The following is a 15,648-nucleotide window of genomic DNA, read 5'->3' as shown; positions in this document are numbered from 1 at the left end:
AACGCGCCGTGCCGGATTGCTCACCGCGCCCATCGCGCCGTGCCGGATTGCTCACCGCGCCCATCGCGCCGTGCCGGATTGCTCACCGCGCCCATCGCGCCGCGCCGGATCGCTCACCGCGCCGCGCCGGATTGCTCACCGCGTCCACCGCGCCGTGCCGGATCGCTCACCGCGCCCATCGCGCCGTGGGGTTTCCGGGGCTCGGCCCCGGAGCAGAAATGCGAAGAGGGGTCCTGTCCGCGCTTTCTGCGGACAGAACCCCTCTTCCCCTCGTAGCGGGGACAGGATTTGAACCTGCGACCTCTGGGTTATGAGCCCAGCGAGCTACCGAGCTGCTCCACCCCGCGTCGGCAAGTGCAACGCTAGCACGGGGGTGGTGGTCAGGGCTTCTCGGGGCGGACGGAGCGCCACACGCGTTGGGCCCAGTCGAGCGAGGTCGGGTCGTCGTAGACGCAGACCAGGTGTAGGACTGCGCCTGGGACGGCGACGAAGCCGTGCAGGTTGTGGACGATGTGGCCGTCGTCGAGGGCCGGGCGCCAGAAGGCGTGGCGGCGGAGGTCGCCGTCTTCCTCGGTGAGTTCGCCGTCGCGGTCCCGGGGTGCGTCCTCGGTCAGGGCGGTGATCACGTCGGCGGTGGAGAGGCCGGGTGGGGGGCCCAGCGAGTCGAGGTGGACCGTGCGGCCGGGGCCGGCGAAGTAGAGCCGGTTCTCGTGCCATCTGAGTTCCAGGCCGGCCGAGCGCTCCAGTGACCAGCGTTCGGTGATGCGCTGGCGCACCGGGGTCGGCAGGGCGGGGGTGAGGCGGCTCAGCACCAGGTCGCGGTCCCACTCCTCGTGCAGGATGCGGTGCAGCGTGGTGCCCTCGTCGGCCACCAGGTACGGGATCGACTCGAGTTCGCGGACCTCGGCCCGGCCCGGCGCGCCGAGCAGGTCGTTCCAGGGCTGGATGCCGTTCGAGACGGTGCCCTCGAGCCGTAGGTCCGCGTACGCGGGGGTCTCCCAGACCTCGTGTGCGTGCCGCAGCGAGTCCGGGTCGACGCGGAGCCAGACGGAGAACTCGATGCTGCCGCCGCCGGTCAGGCGGACCGGCATCAGGCAGCGGACGAACGCGCCGATGCCGTCCGCCTGGCGCAGGTGGTGGTTGCCCCAGGTGGCCTCCCGCTCCGGCTCGGAGAGCGCCAGCATGGCGTCCGGCCAGGCCGAGCGGATCGCGAGGTCGACCGGGGACAGGGCGCCGCCGCAGCACGGGCAGTCAGGCAGGTGTTCGGGCACCCGGGCACCCTACCCACCTGGTACGGCCCCTCAGCAGTAGGTCTTGCCCTTGTCGCTGGTCCACTTGCAGGTGTCGATCGACTTGCCGTTCGGGGTACGCAGGTACGCGGTGTCGCCGCCGTTGTTCCACACGTAGCCGGTGCGGTTCCAGTAGCGGTGCCGCGAGTCGGGCCTGCCGTTGGTGCCCTTGCCGGTGTGCAGGTAGACGTAGGCGCCGGCGGCGACGCGCTGGTCGGTGCTGACCGTGTAGACGTGCCCGGCCGCGTCGCGGACCGTCCAGCCCTTGAGGTTGATCGTCGCCTTGGTGCGGTTGAGCAGGCGGACGTACTCGGCGTTCAGGCTGGTGTTGCTGCCCGTGTCCTTGCCCGGCGAGTTGTAGACGATCTTCGAGAGCAGCACGTCGCCGGCCTTCGGCGCAGGCGTAGTCGGCGCAGGCGTAGTCGGCTTGGGCGTGGGGGTCGGAGTCGGGGTCGGCTTGGGCGTGGGGGTCGTCGGGGCCGGGTCGGTCCCGTCGCCGGTGCCGCCGCCGCTTCCGCTGCCGACGTTGATCGAGACCGGCGTGGTCCGGCCGGCCAGCAGGTTGTTCTCCGCGTCGGGGTCGATCACGGCGCGGTAGGTCTTCGTGCCCGAGCCCTGCCCGTTCAGGGCCGTCGTGAAGACGGCCTCCGGGTTGGAGGTGAGGCCGCCCGCGATGTCGGTCCAGGCGCCGCCGTCGTTGCGCTGGACGTGCACCTGGAGGCCCGGCTGGCCCGGGTCGGCCGCGACCTTGACGTCGACGGTGCCGTTCGAGGCGGTCATCGTCATGGTCGGGATGATCCCCACCGCGACCGTGATGCGCCTCGACTCGACGCCGTTCGCCTTCACGTAGAAGCGGAAGCCGGAGTCGACGAGCCGGGTCAGCGTGTACTTGCCCGCGCCGCTCGCCGTCGTGGTGACGACGCCGCCGTTGCCGAAGTCGGGCGAGGGGTAGAAGTCGTTCCAGATGTACGCCGACTCGTACAGCTCGACCGTCGCGCCCGCGGGCGCCGTACCGGTGATGGTGATCTCACCGAAGCCGATGCGGCTCGCCGGCGCGGAGATGGTCGGCGCCGCCTCGGCGGCCGCCGTGGGGGCGGCCAGGCCGAGAGCGGTCGCACAGCCGATCGTCGCGAATATCGCCGTCTTACGTGCACGCATTTGCTGGTTCTCCTCATGGTTTGTGGCCAGCGCAGCGTAGTCAGAGTTACGGAAAGTAGTCACCCCCCTGGACGGGCGGGGAATTTCACACGTGAAGTCACATACAGTCACGATGGATGGTGACGGGACGTTATCGGCATCTCGGACTCCGGGCCTGAAAAGCTGCCGGTATACCGTCGTCAGGTGGTCACCCTCGAGCTGCGCGCGGACTGCGGCCGGTGCGCCGGGCTGTGCTGCGTCGCGCCCGCCTTCGCCAAGTCGGCCGACTTCGCCATCGACAAGCCCGCGGGGCGGCCCTGCCCCAACCTCGCCGAGGACTTCCGGTGCGGCATCCACGAGCGGCTGCCCGAGAAGGGCTTCCGCGGCTGCGTCGTCTTCGACTGCTTCGGCGCCGGCCAGCAGGTCACCCAGGTGACGTTCGGTGGCCGGGACTGGCGGGGCGCGCCCGGCGCCGCCGGGCAGATGTTCGCGGTGCTGCCGATCATGCGGCAGCTCCACGAGATCCTCTGGTACGTGAGCCAGGCGCTGGAGCTGCCGGCGGCGCGCCGGCTGCGGCCGCGCCTGCAGGCGGCGCAGCAGGAGGCCACCGCGCTCGCCGGCGGGACCCCCGACGAGCTGCTGGCCCTCGACGTCGCCGAGTTCCGGGGCAAGGTCAACCCGTTGCTGGTGAAGGCGAGCGAGCTGGCCCGGGCCGGCAGCCGGCGCGCCGACCACCGCGGCGCGAACCTGATGGGGCGCCGGATGCGGGGCGCCGACCTGCGCGGTGCGAGCCTGCGCGGCGCCGTGCTGATCGGTGCCGACCTGCGCGGTGCCGACCTGCGCACGGCGGACTTCACCGGAGCGGATCTGCGGGGTGCCGACCTGCGGGGCGCCGACCTGACCGGCGCGCTGTTCCTCACCGATTCGCAGGTGACGGCCGCGGTAACCGACGGGACAACCAAGCGGTGAGCCCGGCGCCCGGTCCGAACAGGACCTAGGATGGATCTCGGCGAGGACCGAGGCCAACCCGGGAGCGTGTTGTCATGCAGGTGTCCGGCCTGGTCTGGTCGCTGACGATCGTCGGCGTCATCGGACTGATCGCCTTCGACTTCTACTTCCACGTCCGGCGCGCGCACATACCCTCGCTGCGGGAGGCGGCGGCCTGGTCCGCCGGCTACGTCGGCGTCGCCGTCCTGTTCGGCCTCGCCGTGTTCGCGTTCGGCGGTCCCGACGTCGGCGCCGAGTTCTTCGCCGCCTGGCTGACCGAGAAGGCGCTGTCGGTCGACAACCTCTTCGTGTTCCTGGTGCTGCTCAACAGCTTCAAGGTGCCGCGCGCCGAACAGCAGAAGGTGCTGCTCTTCGGCATCGTGTTCTCGCTGATCGCCAGGACCGGCTTCATCTTCCTCGGGGCCGCGCTGATCAACTCGTTCGCCTGGATCTTCTATCTGTTCGGCCTGATCCTGCTGGTCACGGCCGGCAGCCTGCTCAAGGGCGACGACGGCGACGACCGTGCGGCGGACAACGTGATCATCCGGCTGGCCCGGCGGTTCGTGCGCACCTCCGAGGAGTACGACGGCGACAAGCTCTTCACCGTCCGGGACGGCAAGCGGGTGCTGACCCCGATGCTGCTGGTCATGATCGCGATCGGCGGCACTGACATCCTGTTCGCGCTGGACTCGATACCGGCGGTATTCGGCCTCACCCAGAGCGTCTACCTGGTCTTCACCGCGACCGTGCTCTCGCTGCTCGGCCTGCGCCAGCTCTACTTCCTGCTCGACGGGCTGCTGGACCGGCTCATCTACCTGTCCTACGGGCTGGCCGCGATCCTGGCCTTCATCGGGGTGAAGCTGATCCTGCACGCCATGCACGAGAACAACGTCCCGTTCATCAACGGCGGCGAGCCCATCGACGTGGTGGAGATCAGCACCGTCGCGTCGCTGGCCTTCATCATCGGCGCGCTGGTCATCACGGTGGTCGCCTCGCTGCTGAGCCCGAAGGGCCGGGCGCAGACGTACGTCGCCGCGGCGCGCCGGCACGCCACGGCGTTCCTCGACATCGAGACCGACCCGAAGTACTGCGACGAGATCTACCACCGGCTCCTCAACGAGGAGGCGCACCTGAAGAGCCTGCCGGAGCGCTACCGGGCCCGGATCCGCCAGGAGTCCGAGCTGATGGACCTGCTGCGCCGGGCGCACGCGCTGCACGAGCGGCGGGTCGACGCCGGGACGTGCTTCAGCGTCGGGCCCTGACCGGCCGCCGGCTCAGGTGATGCGGTTGCCCCGCGAGCCCGAGCCGATCTCGCGCCCGGGCCGGCGCGCGGCGGCCTTGCCCCGCGCCGAGTTCGCCACGAAGCGGGCCTCCGCGCGGCGCACGTGCGCCGCACGGGCCGCGAGGTCGGTGGTCGGTTGGTCGTCGCGCGGCGTCCGCGGGGCCGGCGATCCCGAGACCAGGTCGGCCACCCGGGCGGCCAGCTCGGCCGCGCGGGTCGCGAGGCCGGGCTCGGCGAGTTGGTCGGCCGCGTCCGCCGCGGCGGCCCGCAACGCGCGGGCGTCGTCGGCGGCCTGGCCGGGACGACTTCCGCGCTGTCGCGCGGTGCCGTCGCCCGCGGGCTCGGCGGCCGGGGCGGGGCGGGTCAGCGTCAGCGCGCCGAGCAGCGTCACCGTCAGGCCCTCGCCGCCGCGGCGGTTGTTGAACTCCGGGCCGATGAGCAGGCGCGACAGCATGCGGGCCTGCGGCGTCGACAGGCCCAGCTTCTCCGCGTTGTCCACCCGGAAGCGGGCGATCGCGTGCCGGATCAGGTTCGCCATCCGGTCGGCGTCGCCGGCCTCCGTCAGGTCGCCGCCCGCCAGGACCAGCGCGGGGAACGTGCCGTCGGACGCGGCGCACACCAGCTGGACCTGCGCGGCCGAGGCGGCCCGGTCCGATGCCCGGCCCGGCGCCCGGTCGCCGGGCTGCACCCGCAGGTGCTGCGGCCAGAGCCAGCGCAGCTCGCCGGAGGTGATCTCGACATCGTCCGGTGACTCGGACGACGTGTACGCGTACGCCACGCGGTGGTCGGTGACGAGGACCTCGGTCGTCTCGGGCAGCGCCCAGCGCGGTAGCGAGGCGGCCTTGTCGAACGCATACTCGGCGACGGCGCAGCGGCCTCGCCACAGCTCGCGCTCGCCGCCCTGCAGGGGCCCGAACACGTCGGTCGTGGGCAACGGTGATCCTGAAAAAGACAGGAAGTTCCGGTCCAGCATCCATCGATTAGAACGGGATTGCGTCCACAGTGACAAGTCGGCAGGCGCTGAATGTTTTGTGCACCGGATGAACCTGAACCTTCGGCCGAACGGGTTCGTCTGCCAGGCTAGGGCCGAGAGCTGAACAGTCCGTCGGGAGGGGCCGGAGAGGGAACTGCGTCGATGTCTGTCGTCACCGGCTGCCCCGAGGTGAATCGATCGAGGTCGGTTTCGACCCGGCCGGGGAACCAGTCGCCGGCGACCCGCCGGCTCAGCTCCGGCACCGGCGGCGGCGTCCGCCCGGCGAGCACGACCAGGTTGCCGAACCGCCGGCGGCGCAGCACGGCGGCGTCCGCGATCAGGCAGGCCTGCGGCAGTACGTCCCGGATCGTCGCGACCTGGCTGCGCGCGTAGCGCAGCGGCGGCCCGTCGGCGACGTTGGCGATCAGCCATCCACCCGGCGCCAGCACCCGGGCCACCTCCCGGACGAACTCCACCGACGCCAGGTGTGCCGGCGTGCGCGAGCCCGCGAAGACGTCGATGACCACCAGGTCGTACCCGGCGTCGCGCATCCCGGTGACGGCCTCGCGGGCGTCGCCGACCCGGACCCGCAGCTTGGCCTTCGGGTCCCAGGGCAGCGCCTGGCGCACGAGGTCGACCAGCGGACCGTCGATCTCCACCACCCGCTGCGGCGAGCCGGGCCGGGTCGCGGCGACGTAGCGCGGCAGGGTCAGCGCGCCGCCGCCCAGGTGCAGCGCCCGCAGCGGCGTGCCGGGCGGCGCGATCAGGTCGATCGCGGCGGCCATCCGCCGGATGTACTCGAACTCGAGGTAGGTCGGGTCGGCCAGGTCGACGTGCGACTGCGGCGCGCCGTCCAGCAGCAGCGTCCAGCCCGACGGCCGGTCCGGGTCACCGACCAGCTCGGCGACGCCCGAGCCGACGCTCTCGACCCGCCGCTCACCCCGCCTGCGCTGTGCCACGGCAGCAGTATGTCGCCTGCCGTGCGGCGGCGGGGTGGCGGGGAACCCGGCCGGGGCCCTACGTCCAGCTCACCGGGTTCGGCGCGCTCAGCGCGGGTGCGTCCGCGGGGAGGGCGATGAACTCGATGCCGAGCAGCTCCATCCACAGCTCGCCGTCCGGGCCGACCAGGGCGGCGTCGCAGTGCGCGCCGAACTGGTCGCGCCGCCCGTCGGCCACCACGCACAGGGCGGGGCCGGGCAGCCGGCCCCACCGGTGGATCCGGCACTCGGCCACGCCCATCGGCAGCACCGGGCGGTGTTCGTCCATCGCCCAGACCCCGCCGAGCTGCACGGCGCCGTCCAGCGCCGCGAGGTCCACCGGCAGGTCGTCGTCCGCCCAGCTCATCGCGCCGGCGCCGAGCACCGTACCGACGACCCCGGTCGGGCCGATCTCGCCCAGCGAGCGGACCGTCCGCAGCAGCGGCCCGTGGAACAGCGGCCGGCCGGCGTAGACCGAGCTGCCCGGGAACCGCGCCGGGTCGCCGGTCGGCCGCCACTCGCGGTCCCGGCCGGGCGCGCCGGACCGGGCCCGGAAGCACGGCTCGCCGGCGCCGTTGATCAGCGACACCTCGCGGCCGGAGATGGTGATCGAGATCGTCTGCGGCTCCGCGGTCGCCACCGGGCGCAGCACCCGGAAGCCGGTGAGCACGGCGCCGGGCTCGCGCTCCCGGACGGCCGCGGCCATCCAGCACAGGCCGGCGGCGGGCGGCAGGATCGGCACGTCCTGCGGCCGGTGGTCGCCGATCCAGGGATACCTGGTCGCGCTCACCGCGACGGTGCCGGGCCGCGGTTCCTCCGGCCGTGCCTCGCCGGTACGCCGGGAGGTCCAGGTCAGCGAGCGTACGAGGCAGGCGGGGCGGCGCTCCCGCTCGGCCTCGGCGACCCGGTCGAGCGCGGCGTGGACCACGGGGTGATCCGCCGTGCCGGAGAAGAGGACGATCGTGTCGAGCGGATCCCGCGCGGTCGCCGCGAGCGCCGCCGCCAGGCCGGTGAGCTGGGTGCCGGCCGCGGCGTCGGACTTCGCCGCCGGGGTCGGCACCGGCCCGTACAGGAGGCCGGTGATCGGGCCCCAGTCGGCCCGGACGCGGTCCAGCGCGGCCGGCAGGGTCTCCGCGCTCTCGACGCAGAGGTAGCGGACCGACGCCCCGGCCGCCTCGCAGGCCTCGATCGTGGCGCGGACCTCGCGCACGGTCAGCAGCGCGCGGGCCCGGGCCCGCATGCCGGCGAGGCCGTCGGGCCCGCCGGTGCCGGCCGCGAACCTGCGCAGGATGGCCCGCTCGTCGGGTGCGTCGGCCAGGCCGGGTGGCTCCTCGGCGAGTGGCGTGTCCCCGAGCAGGACCAGCCGGCAGGGGGTCTCGCGGGCCAGGTCGACCAGGGCCATGCCGCAGTCGCGGGCCAGGAGCACCGAGTCCGCGCCGATCCGGGGCTGCGGTCCGAGCAGGAGACCGGGCCAGGCCGCGGGCTCGGGCTCGGCCGGCCGGCCGACGCCGCGGGTGCCGTCCGCGGCCAGGCGGACGCGCTGCGCGCCGCCGCCGCGGGTGAGCTCGTCGGCGATCACCCCGGCCAGGGCGGCGGGCCCCCGGTCGCCGCGCTCGCACTCGATGTACACCGGCGGCCGTTCCCCGTCGTCCGCGGTGGCCAGGCCGCTCAGGCCGCCGAGCCAGGCGCCGGCGGGCCGGGCGGCGGTGTCCGCGACGATCACGAGTACCCCGCGCCGGCCGCCCTCGCGGGCCAGCCGGAGGCCAGCGAGCTGGGTGTCGATCGCGTCCTCGGGGGTGGCCGGGCCGGCCATGCCGGCCAGCAGGATGACGCCGCCCGGTCCGCGGCCGTCGGCCACCGTCGCGGCGACGCCGCGCTCGGTGAGTTCGGCGGCGACCGCGGCGCCGAGGCCGCTGCCGCCGTCGACGACGTGCACCCGGCCGGCGTCCAGGCCGGCGAGCGGGCGCCCGCACAGATCGGTCTCCACCCAGGACGGTGCCGGCCGCACCAGCACGCCGGCCCCGGACAGGTCACCGCCCGGCGACTGCGGGACCGCGCCGGCCGCCGGTGGGGAGGCGGGCGACCCCTGCCGGTCCGGCTGCGCCGGGACGGTCGGCGCGGCCGTGTGCGACGCGGCCACGTGCGGCGCCGTCGTCTGTGGCGCGGTCACGTGCGGCGCGGCCGGGCCCGTGGGTGGCGGCGTGAGGTGCCCGGTCAGGATCGTCTCGGTGACGCGCAGGTACTCCAGGTGCGCCTCGGTCATCAGCCGTTGGAAGGTCGCGTGCGCCTCGGCGCTGCGCCGCGCCAGCTCGAGCACCTCCCAACCCGGCGGGTCGGCCGCCGTCGGCGGGTTGTCGGACTGGGGGAGGTGCGGGCTGGACGGCACGGATGCTCTCCTCGATCGGCGCGAACGCCGGGCGGGAGGCGCCCGCCCGGCCACCCCAATCTGGACATAACGGACGGCACGCACGCGCGGATCGACCATCATCTACCGGTACGGGTGAACGACGCCGCCCTCATACGTGAAACCACCCGTCCGGGCCCGCGTGTCCGGTTCACACTGAGCCCAGCAGACCAACGTGGAGGTGAGCGGTGTCGGGTACGGGTACCAGCGCGCTGCCCGAGATCTTCGATCCCGGGCCGGTGTGGACCGCCGGGCTGCCGCCGGCCGACGACATGGCGGCGATCCTCGTCGCGGCCCAGCACCGGGCCGGGCCGCTGCTGAAGATCCGCCGGCACCGGTCGCCGGACGCCGGGCCGCCGTACTGGCGATGGGACTGCGACAGCTGCGGCGAGTACGGCGGCGGCCGGCACCACGCCGACGCGATCAGCCGGGCCGAGCGGCACTGCAAGGAGCACCCGGAGCACCGCTCGTCCCTGCTGCCGCCGCCGCTCTGCCGCGAGCCGGACCAGCGGCTCGCCGTACACCCGATGCTCTTCGCCGTGGACGACGACCCGCCGCCGCGCCCTTTCGCGCTCTGAGCAGCGGCCGGCTCAGCCGGCCGCGCCCTTCCGCGCGCTCAGCACCTCGGCGATCCGGTCCAGCCGCGGATCCGCCAGGATCTCCTCCAGCCCGGCCGCCAGCGGGATCCGCCAGTTCGGATACTCGTCCGAGGTGCCGGGCAGGTTGGGCTGGCGCAGCTCGCCCAGCACGTCGTACAGCGACGCGGTGACGAACCGGCACGGGGTACGGGCGAGGAACCGGTGCATCGCCACGATGATCTCGTCGGCCGGGGTGTCGGGGGTGATCAGGCCCTCCTCGGTGAGCCGGAACAGCAGCTTGGCCCGGTCCTTGTCGGCGTGATCGTGCTCCTCCTCGAGCGTCCCGGTCAGCTGTCCCAGCCCGGCGCGGACCCGGACCTGCTCGCCGACCAGGAAGCCGGCGGCGGTCGGCAGATCATGGGTGGAGATCGACGCGAGGGCGTTGCGCGGATAGTCCGCCGCCGGCAGGTACTGCTCGGTCGGGTCGTTGCGGTAGTCGCGGGTGAACCACAGAACGGCCGAGCCGAGCATGTTCATCCGCTCCAGCGTCCGGGTGACCAACGGCTGGACCGTGCCCAGGTCCTCGCCGATCACGACGGCGCCGGCCCGGTGCGCCTCGAGCGCCAGGATGCCCAGCATCGCCTCCGGGTCGTAGCTCACGTACGTGCCCTCGGCGGCGCCGCGGCCCGGCGGCACCCACCAGAGCCGCCAGAGGCCGGCGACGTGGTCCACCCGCAGGCCGCCGGCCCGCCGGAAGATCCGCTGGAGCATGTCCCGGTACGCGGCGTAGCCGGTCTCGATCAGCCGGTCCGGCCGCCAGGCGGCGAGCCCCCAGTCCTGGCCGAACTGGTTGAACGCGTCCGGCGGCGCGCCCGTGTGCACCCCGGCGGCGAGCACGTCCTGCAGCAGCCAGCCGTCCGCGCCGTTCGGGTCGATGCCGACGGCGAGATCGTGCACGATGCCGACCGGCATCCCCGCGTCCCGGGCGGCGGTGTTGGCGGCGGCGAGCTGCTCGTCGAGCAGCCGCTGCAGCCAGACGTGGAAGGCGACCCGGTCACCGGCGCGGGCCGCGAGCACCGCCGGCGAGTCCGGGCGCCGCAGCTCGGCCGGCCACTCCCGCCAGTTCGGCCCGTGCACCTCGGCGAGGGCGCAGAACGTCGCGAAGTCGGTGAGGCCGGGATCGGCGTCCAGGTCCACCTCGCCGGCCAGCGGCCAGAGCAGCCGCAGGGCGGCGCGCTTGGCCTGCCAGGCGGCGGTGTAGTCGATGAGCCCGTCGGCGGCGGGCGCCGGGCGCAGCGCGTCGACCTGATCCCGCAGCGGCTGGTCCGCCCGCCGGTACGCGGCGGTGTCGGCCACCCGCAGGTAGAGCGGGTTCGCGAAGCGCCGGCTCGACGGCGAGTACGGCGACGGCGGCACCGGCAGCGTCGGGGTGATGGCATGCAGGGGGTTCAGCAGGACCAGCCCGGCGCCCCGGCCGCCCTCGACGAAGGCGCGCAGGTCGCCGAGGTCGCCGACGCCCCAGGACGCGGCCGAGTGCAGGGCGTAGAGCTGGAGCATCCAGCCCCAGGTCTCCGGCGGCTCGGGCAGCTCGGTCGGCACCACGACCAGGGCCACGTCCTGGTCGTCGGTGACGAGCCGGTGCCAGCCGAGCGGCAGGCCGGCCGGCAACGCGCCGTCGGCCCGCACCAGCGACCCGTCCTCCAGGTGGATCGTGCCGGTCAGCGGCGGGGTGCCGCCCTGCCGGACGATCACCGTGCCGGGCAGTCGGTGCCGCTCCCCGGCGGTACGGATCGCGGCCAGCTCCGCGGCGATCGCCGTCGGCGAGGTCGCGTCGACGCCGAGCAGACCCAGCACGCCGATCACCGACTCCGCCGCAACGTCGCACCGCTCGCGGTGCCAGTCCTCGTACCAGGTGGCCACACCGTGCGCCTCGGCAAGAGCAATGAGATCTGCGTCCATATCGGCCCCTTCGCTCGTCAGCTGCTCCAACCTTGCCCTGAAGGGGGGTTTGAAGGTCAAGCGTGTCTTGCGCGGGTCCGCCAAGATGGACGGCATGTCCTCAGCAGTGAAGTGGTGGTCCCGGATCGGCGCGGTGGTGACCGGAGCCGTCCTGACCCTGGTGGTGCCCGTGCACGCCTGGGCGGCGAGCAACGGCGTTTCGGACCTGGCCGTCGAGGCGGCCAGATCCCGGCGGCGCGGCGGCGTCGGCTTCTTCGGCATCCTCAGCGGCCTGTGCTGCCTGGTGGTCGTCGGCGGCACAATCCTGGCCATCGTCCTGATTTCAAGGAACCGTAAGCGTCGCTGAGCGCACCCGCATAGGTTTGTAGGGTGAGCTTCCGTGCCAAGGCGATCGCGCTGGGCACCGGGATCGCCGCGGTGTGCACGGTGCCGCTGGTCATCTCGGTCACCGCCGACGCGGCTCCCGATGTGCTGCTCTCGAAGGGACGCCCGGTCGCCGCGTCGACCGTGATCGACGCCGCGCACGACGCCGCGAAGGCCGTCGACGGCTTCGGGAGTACGTCGTGGACGGCCACCCTCGGGCCGGCGAGCCAGTGGCTGCTCGTCGACCTGGGCGAGAGGCAGGACGTCAGCCGGGTGAGGCTGCACTGGGCGGCCGGGTACGCGAAGGCGTACCGGGTCCAGGTCTCCGACGACGTCTCCGCCTGGCGTGACCTCTACGCCGCCACGAACGGCGACGGCGGAACCGACGACCTCAAGAAGCTCACCGGCGCCGGCCGCTACCTGCGGGTGCTCGGCACGCAGCGGGGCACCCCGCAGGCCTACTCGCTGTACGAGGTGCAGGCGTACGGCGCCGGCCCGGCCGCGCCGGTCGCCGAGGCGACCGTCGCCGGATCCGCCGCCGCGGCGGCGCAGCTCGCCGCGGGGCTGCACGATCCGAAGAAGAAGGCGTCCGCGCTGGCGCTGGTCTCCAGCGCGGAGAACTCCACGCTGGACTGGCGCGGCGAGTACGACTACCTCGAGGACCTGAAGGACGGCCGCGGCTACACCGGCGGCATCGTCGGCTTCACCTCCGGCACCTCGGACATGCTGGCCCTGGTGACCGAGTACACGAGGCGGTCGCCGGGCAACAAGCTGGCGCCGTACCTGCCGGCGCTGCGGGCGGTCGACGGGTCGGACTCGCATGCCGGCCTCGACCCGGGCTACCCGGCCGCCTGGAAGGCGGCCGCCGCGGACCCGGTCTTCAAGAAGACGCAGGAGGACGAGCGGGACCGGATGTACTTCGACCCCGCCGTCGCCCTCGCCACGGCCGACGGGCTGCGCGCGCTCGGGCAGTTCGCCTACTACGACGCGGCCGTCATGCACGGCATGACCGGCCTGCGCGAGATCCGCGCCGCCGCGCTGCGCAAGGCGCAGGTGCCGAAGGACCAGGCCGGCGACGAGATCGTCTGGCTGAACGCCTTCCTGAACGCCCGGGTCGCGGAGATGCGGACCGAGCCGGCGCACCGCGACGTCTCCCGGGTCGAGACCGCGCAGCGCACCTTCCTGCGCGACACCAACCTCGACCTGAACACGCCGCTGACCTGGAAGGTCTACGGCGAGACGTACACGATCCGCTAGCGCGGGCCGGGCGGCGCGCTCGGCCCCGGCTTGGGGCCCTTCGGCTTCGGCTTGCCCTTGCTGATCTGGATGCTGACGAAGCCGTTCTTGATGGTCCGGCCGGACGGTTCCGTGCCGGCCGCCTGACCCTCCGGGCAGTCCGACTCGACCTCGGTGCCCGGCGTCGCGGTGAAGCCGGCGCCCTCCACCTTGGCGATCGCGTCCGCCACGCTGATGCAGCCGAAGCCCGGGATCGAGCGCTGCTCGCCCTGGGCGATCTTGTTGCCGGACGGCCGCTTGAACTGGACCCGCGGCTTGCCCTTCATGATGTCGCGCAGGGTGTACTCGACCGCCGGGTTCACCACGTCGTGGCTCAGCCGGTACGGGTGGTTCTGGTAGTCCGGGTTCACCAGGTACCCGGCGACGACCATCGAGCTGGTGCCGACGATCAGCGAGGCCGTCTTGTCGTTGTCGGTGGTGCCGGTCTTGCCGAAGACCGGATGGCCGACGATGCCGCGCGCGCCGCCGGCGGTCGAGCCGCGGCAGCCGCCCAGCTGGGCCGAGTCGCCGACCGGGCAGCGCGCCGCGTCGAGGGCCGCGCGGGCCACGTCCGGCTTGGTGACCTGCCGGCAGCTCGGCTTGCCGACGTCCAGCTTCTCGCCGGTCAGCGTGGTGATCTGCTGAACGGGCGTCGGCGTGCAGTACTTGCCGTCGCCGGCCAGCGTGGCGTACGCGTTCGCCATGTCCAGCGGGGTCGACGCCGAGACGCCGAGGGTGAACGCGCCCCAGTCCTTGGCGTTCTTCGTCGCCATGTCCTCGTCCTCCGGCGCCCGGAACTGGACGCCGAAGCGCTGCGCCACGTCGACGACCTTGTCGGCGCCGACGCGCTCCTCCAGCGGGACGAAGTAGGTGTTGACCGAGCTGCCGAAGCCCGTCCACATGTTGTACGGGCCCTTCTCGCTCTTCGAGGCGTTGCTCGGGCAGTAGAAGCCGCCGCCGCAGCCGGGTGAGTCGCGGTAGCTCGACTTGTAGCGGTACGTCGTGTTGATCGGGTACGCCAGCGGGTAGCCGTTCTCCAGCGCGGCGACCATGGTGAACATCTTGAAGACCGAGCCGGCCTGGTAGCCGGTGATGTCACCGCCGCCGGTGAGCAGCGGGTTCGTCGTGTTCGGGTAGCTACCGCGGATGTTCTTGTCCGCCTTGGCCGGGTCCGAGGACAGCTTGTTGTGCCCGTCGTCCAGCTTGAAGCGGCGGTTGGCGGCCAGGGCGCGTACCCGGCCGGTGCCCGGCTGGACCGCGGCGAGCAGCAGCGCGTCGCGGCTCTTGACGCCGATCCGGTCGGCGATGTTGTCCCGCGCCGACGCCTGCGCCTTGATGTCGAGCGAGCTCTGGATCGTGTAGCCGCCGCTCTTCAGCCGCCGCTCGCGGTCGTACGGGTTGCGGCCGAACTCGGGCCGGCTGAGCCACCAGCGGTAGAAGTAGTCGCAGAAGAAGCCCCAGCTGTTTGTCTTCACCGCGGCGCAGCCGTTGCCGGCGCGCTGGGTGGTCCGGCCGAGCTTGACGGCGATGGCCTCGGTCGCCTGCTGCGGCGTGATGTGGCCGAGGTCGCGCATGTTGCCGATGACCCAGTTGCGCCGGTCCAGCGCCTTGGGATAGCCGATCGTCGTGGTCGGGTCGAAGCCGGTCGGCGCCTTGACCATGCCGGCCAGCAGCGCGGCCTCGGCGATGGTGAGGTCCTTGGGTGGCTTGCGGAAGTAGACCTGGCTGGCCGCGAAGACGCCGTACGCGCCGTTTCCGAAGGGCGCCGCGTTGAGGTAGCGCTCCAGGATCTGCTGCTTGGTCAGCTTCTTCTCGATCTGCATCGCGTACTTCATCTCGGCGATCTTGCGGGCCGGGGTGTCCTTGGTGGCGTCGACCACCTCCTGCGGCGAGGTCGCCGTGTACGACAGCGACATGCGGACCAGCTGCATCGTCAGCGTCGACGCGCCCTGCTTGGAGTTCTGCTTGCCGGAGTTGTTGACCATCGCGCGGGCGGCGCCCTTGAGGTCGACGCCGTTGTGCGTGTAGAACTCGTGGTCCTCGGCCGCGACGATCGCGTTCTGCATGTTGATCGAGATGTCCTTGAGCGGCACCTCGCTGCGGAACTCGTCGTAGAACACCGCGATGGGCGTCTTGTTGTCGGCGGCGAAGACCCGGGTCAGCTGCGGCGCGGTCGCCTGCTTGAGCTCGCTGGGCAGGCTCGCGAAGCCTTCGCTGCCGGCCTTGGCCGCCAGACCGGACATGGCGACGGCGGGGAAGGCGGCCGCGGCGACGGCGATACCGGCCAACAGGCCACAGATCAGCAGCGAAGTCACGTTCGTGACGAAGTGGTGATCGCGTCCGCGCATCAGGGTGTCCGTTTCGCAGGCCTCGGCGCGCCGCGGGGGCGGCGACCGCGGTGGACTTTAGCGATCATGCGCAAAC

12 protein-coding genes and 1 tRNA gene are annotated in these 15,648 nt (G+C 72.9%); 5 read left to right on the top strand and 8 right to left on the bottom strand.

All coding sequences use genetic code 11. From position 1 onward, the window contains the following. Nucleotides 1-273 precede the first annotated feature (273 nt). The 3 genes from ACIBSW_RS03280 to ACIBSW_RS03270 all read right to left on the bottom strand — a co-directional run bounded on the left by ACIBSW_RS03280 (nucleotide 274) and on the right by ACIBSW_RS03270 (nucleotide 2,447). Nucleotides 274-347: transfer RNA gene (locus ACIBSW_RS03280), tRNA-Met, on the bottom strand. A 33-nt stretch (nucleotides 348-380) separates the two neighbouring features. Next, the gene (locus ACIBSW_RS03275; protein WP_354727574.1) at nucleotides 381-1,271 is read right to left on the bottom strand and encodes a DUF2199 domain-containing protein; all 891 of its coding nucleotides are present in this window, start codon (nucleotides 1,269-1,271) and stop codon (nucleotides 381-383) included. A 30-nt stretch (nucleotides 1,272-1,301) separates the two neighbouring features. Further along, a complete protein-coding gene (locus ACIBSW_RS03270; RefSeq protein WP_354727575.1) occupies nucleotides 1,302-2,447 on the bottom strand; it encodes a lamin tail domain-containing protein in 1,146 nt (381 codons plus the stop codon). 183 nt (nucleotides 2,448-2,630) lie between these two features. On the opposite strand from ACIBSW_RS03270, the gene ACIBSW_RS03265 reads away from it, so the two are divergent. Both ACIBSW_RS03265 and ACIBSW_RS03260 read left to right on the top strand, forming a co-directional pair. Further along, nucleotides 2,631-3,395: a pentapeptide repeat-containing protein gene (locus tag ACIBSW_RS03265; RefSeq protein WP_354727577.1), complete on the top strand. Its 765-nt coding sequence runs from the start codon at nucleotides 2,631-2,633 to the stop codon at nucleotides 3,393-3,395. A gap of 74 nt (nucleotides 3,396-3,469) precedes the next feature. Then, nucleotides 3,470-4,675, top strand: coding sequence for a TerC family protein (locus ACIBSW_RS03260; protein WP_354727579.1), 1,206 nt, complete (start codon nucleotides 3,470-3,472; stop codon nucleotides 4,673-4,675). A gap of 12 nt (nucleotides 4,676-4,687) precedes the next feature. Here ACIBSW_RS03260 and ACIBSW_RS03255 read toward each other — a convergent pair whose 3' ends face one another. The 3 genes from ACIBSW_RS03255 to ACIBSW_RS03245 all read right to left on the bottom strand — a co-directional run bounded on the left by ACIBSW_RS03255 (nucleotide 4,688) and on the right by ACIBSW_RS03245 (nucleotide 9,031). After that, nucleotides 4,688-5,629: a translation initiation factor 2 gene (locus tag ACIBSW_RS03255; RefSeq protein WP_354727581.1), complete on the bottom strand. Its 942-nt coding sequence runs from the start codon at nucleotides 5,627-5,629 to the stop codon at nucleotides 4,688-4,690. Between the two features lie 146 nt (nucleotides 5,630-5,775). After that, nucleotides 5,776-6,627, bottom strand: a complete 852-nt coding sequence (locus ACIBSW_RS03250; RefSeq protein ID WP_354727583.1) for a fused MFS/spermidine synthase — start codon at nucleotides 6,625-6,627, stop codon at nucleotides 5,776-5,778. Between the two features lie 58 nt (nucleotides 6,628-6,685). After that, nucleotides 6,686-9,031 carry a polyketide synthase dehydratase domain-containing protein gene (locus tag ACIBSW_RS03245; protein WP_354727585.1) on the bottom strand — a complete coding sequence of 782 codons (2,346 nt, stop codon included), beginning with the start codon at nucleotides 9,029-9,031 and terminating at the stop codon, nucleotides 6,686-6,688. 206 nt (nucleotides 9,032-9,237) lie between these two features. On the opposite strand from ACIBSW_RS03245, the gene ACIBSW_RS03240 reads away from it, so the two are divergent. Then, on the top strand, nucleotides 9,238-9,627 hold the full coding sequence (locus ACIBSW_RS03240; RefSeq protein WP_354727587.1) for a hypothetical protein: 390 nt from the start codon (nucleotides 9,238-9,240) through the stop codon (nucleotides 9,625-9,627). A 12-nt stretch (nucleotides 9,628-9,639) separates the two neighbouring features. Here ACIBSW_RS03240 and malQ read toward each other — a convergent pair whose 3' ends face one another. Beyond that, nucleotides 9,640-11,586, bottom strand: coding sequence for a 4-alpha-glucanotransferase (gene malQ / locus ACIBSW_RS03235; RefSeq protein ID WP_354727589.1), 1,947 nt, complete (start codon nucleotides 11,584-11,586; stop codon nucleotides 9,640-9,642). A 94-nt stretch (nucleotides 11,587-11,680) separates the two neighbouring features. On the opposite strand from malQ, the gene ACIBSW_RS03230 reads away from it, so the two are divergent. Then, complete coding sequence (locus ACIBSW_RS03230) at nucleotides 11,681-11,932, top strand: hypothetical protein (protein ID WP_354727591.1); 252 nt, start codon at nucleotides 11,681-11,683, stop codon at nucleotides 11,930-11,932. Between the two features lie 23 nt (nucleotides 11,933-11,955). Continuing rightward, nucleotides 11,956-13,206, top strand: a complete 1,251-nt coding sequence (locus ACIBSW_RS03225; RefSeq protein WP_354727593.1) for a chitosanase — start codon at nucleotides 11,956-11,958, stop codon at nucleotides 13,204-13,206. Here ACIBSW_RS03225 and ACIBSW_RS03220 read toward each other — a convergent pair. Then, nucleotides 13,203-15,572, bottom strand: a complete 2,370-nt coding sequence (locus tag ACIBSW_RS03220; RefSeq protein ID WP_354727595.1) for a transglycosylase domain-containing protein — start codon at nucleotides 15,570-15,572, stop codon at nucleotides 13,203-13,205. The genes ACIBSW_RS03225 and ACIBSW_RS03220 overlap by 4 nt on opposite strands. Between the last annotated feature and the right edge of the window lie 76 nt (nucleotides 15,573-15,648).

The sequence above is a fragment of the Actinoplanes sp. NPDC049668 genome (assembly GCF_044465445.1).
GTDB lineage: Bacteria > Actinomycetota > Actinomycetes > Mycobacteriales > Micromonosporaceae > Actinoplanes.
The sequence above is the reverse complement of the archived record's forward strand: the minus strand, read 5'-3'. Positions and strand labels throughout refer to the sequence as shown.